The organism is Caballeronia sp. M23-90, assembly GCF_053574605.1.
On record NZ_JBSIPA010000684.1, the window covers coordinates 1 to 2,376 of the forward strand.

The window sequence follows — 2,376 nt, forward strand, 5'->3', positions numbered from 1 at the left end:
TGCCGATGCCATAGGCGGCGTGTTGCGGCACAGGCTGCATGGGCATGCGCCGCGGCATCATCCGCACAGCATGCCCGCATGGGCATGGGCTGCAATGCTCGGCTGCGTTGCGATCTTTCTGTTTCTCGCGCAGCACTACGGGCTGCGGTGAGGCTTAGGGCATTATTCGCCCGGACGCAGCATTGATGGGCTAAAACGCATCACATCGAAACATGAGTCGATCAACCGTTCCGATTCGTTCTTCAGATCTATGCTTTCCGGCCACATCAGCGAATCATAAAGAATGCCCGTAAAGAGCGCATGAAGGATGGTCGTGGCGTGATGGGTGTCGAGTTGTGCCGGCAACTGGCCTTTATCGACGGCGTTCAACAACCCGCGTTCAATCTTTTCCTTGCCTTCGCGCATGTTGGTCTGATGGCGTTCGCGCACCGGACCCATGTCTTCCACGAACTCGCATTTCAAAAACAGGATATCGAACACGCGGCGCCGCTGTTCGTCCAGTGCGATATTGCGCATGCACCAGATGAAGATGTCGCGCATCCGGCCAAGCGGATCGGGCTCCCTGGTGTCGAGCGTCGCCTCCACCAGTTCGTCGAGCGGTAACAGACTGCGGTCGAACATGGCGGTGAAAAGATCGCCCTTGTTCGCAAAGTGCCAGTAAATTGCGCCGCGCGTCACGCCGGCTTCGAGCGCAATGTCCGCCAATGTTGTTCGCGACACGCCTTTCTCGAAGAATACCCGCTCGGCTGCGTCCAGAATGCCGTTGCGCGTTTCCGCCGCTTCTTCCTTCGTTCGTCGGACCATTATTTAGTCAGTTCCAGCTTGCCTGTTTTGCGCAACGACTCAGCGCTTTCTTACAGTATCCTGCAGCGGCGTCACGCATTTGTTTATCGTCTTTCAAAGCTTCGAGACGATTCCCCTCGCGCTGCTCGTGTTCACGCACGATCGTCTCTTTTACGTTCATTCGTGAATGTATATACAATACCATCCGTCCAACGATAGCCCAAGCCGCATTGACCGGTTAATATCCGACACAGCTTTCAGCCGCCGCCCGTCCGCGAGGCCCATCCCAGGCCCACACAAGCGGCAGTCGCACGACAGAGACGACGCCCGGCGCGGAACACGAATGATGGTCGGGGCACTGGTTCATGCGCCCGCAGGCTACTGGTTTGCGTCTAAAGACGCTTGTTGCGGCCCGCCGGCAGGAGAGGCGGCCGCGCACTTATTTCAATCTCAGTCTTTGACAGAGGTCGCTCCATGCGCGTCGAACGGGTTCCATTCCGCTTAATCACTGCCGCGACGGCTGCCCTAATTCTTGCAGCCTGCGGAGAAAAACAATCGGCACCGCCGCCCCAGACGCCTGAAGTCGGCGTCGTCACCGTCCAGCCGACCACCGTTCCTGTCGTCAGCGAATTGCCGGGCCGCACAAGTGCGTTTCTCGTCGCGCAGGTGCGCGCTCGGGTCGACGGCATCGTGCAGCGTCGCGAGTTCACCGAAGGTGCAGATGTGAAGGCAGGTCAGCGCCTTTACAAGATCGATCCGGCGCCTTACATCGCGGCATTGAATACGGCCAAGGCCACGCTCGCGAAGGCTCAAGCCAACGTCGCGACGCAAAACGCGCTCGCCGCGCGCTACAAGGTGCTCGTCGCGGCAAACGCGGTCAGCAAGCAGGACTACGACAACGCGGTGGCATCGCAGGGACAGGCTGTCGCGGACGTGGCATCGGGTAAAGCCGCCGTCGATACCGCCCAGATCAACCTGGGCTACACGGACGTCGTGTCGCCTATCACCGGCCGTATCGGCTTGTCGCAGGTCACACCGGGCGCTTATGTGCAGGCAAGCGCCGCCACGCTGCTCTCGACGGTCCAGCAACTGGATCCCGTGTATGTCGACCTGACGCAATCGAGCGTGGACGGCCTCAAGCTGCGCCGCGACATTCAGGAAGGGCGCCTGCAGACCGGCGGCCCGAACGCCGCCAAGGTCTCGCTGATCCTGGAAGACGGGCGCACCTATTCGGAACAGGGCAAGTTGCAGTTCTCGGACGTGAGCGTGGACCAGGGCACGGGTTCGGTGACCGTGCGCGCGATTTTCCCGAACAAGGACCGCGTGCTGTTGCCGGGCATGTTCGTGCGCGCCCGTATCGACGAAGGCGTGAACAACAAGGCGCTGGTCGTGCCGCAAGTCGGCGTGACGCATGACCAGAAGGGCCAGCCTACGGCGCTCGTGGTCGGACCGGACAACAAGGTGGCGTTGCGTCAGTTGGTGACGTCCGGCACGTTCGGTTCGGGATGGGTGGTCGACAGCGGCCTGAATGCGGGTGACCGCGTGGTCGTGCAGGGCACGGACAAGGCGCGGCCGGGTTCGACGGTCAAGCCA

The 2,376-nt window shown here is 61.0% G+C and carries 2 protein-coding genes; one reads left to right on the forward strand and one right to left on the reverse strand.

Going from position 1 to position 2,376, the window contains the following annotated elements:
• Nucleotides 1-162: 162 nt before the first annotated feature.
• Complete coding sequence (locus ACRXB1_RS34630) at nt 163-804, reverse strand: TetR family transcriptional regulator (RefSeq protein WP_086382497.1); 642 nt, start codon at nt 802-804, stop codon at nt 163-165.
• A 453-nt stretch (nt 805-1,257) separates the two neighbouring features.
• Between ACRXB1_RS34630 and ACRXB1_RS34635 the strand changes: the two genes are divergently transcribed.
• On the forward strand, nt 1,258-2,376 hold a 1,119-nt coding region (locus ACRXB1_RS34635; RefSeq protein ID WP_449494606.1), incomplete at its 3' end, for an efflux RND transporter periplasmic adaptor subunit.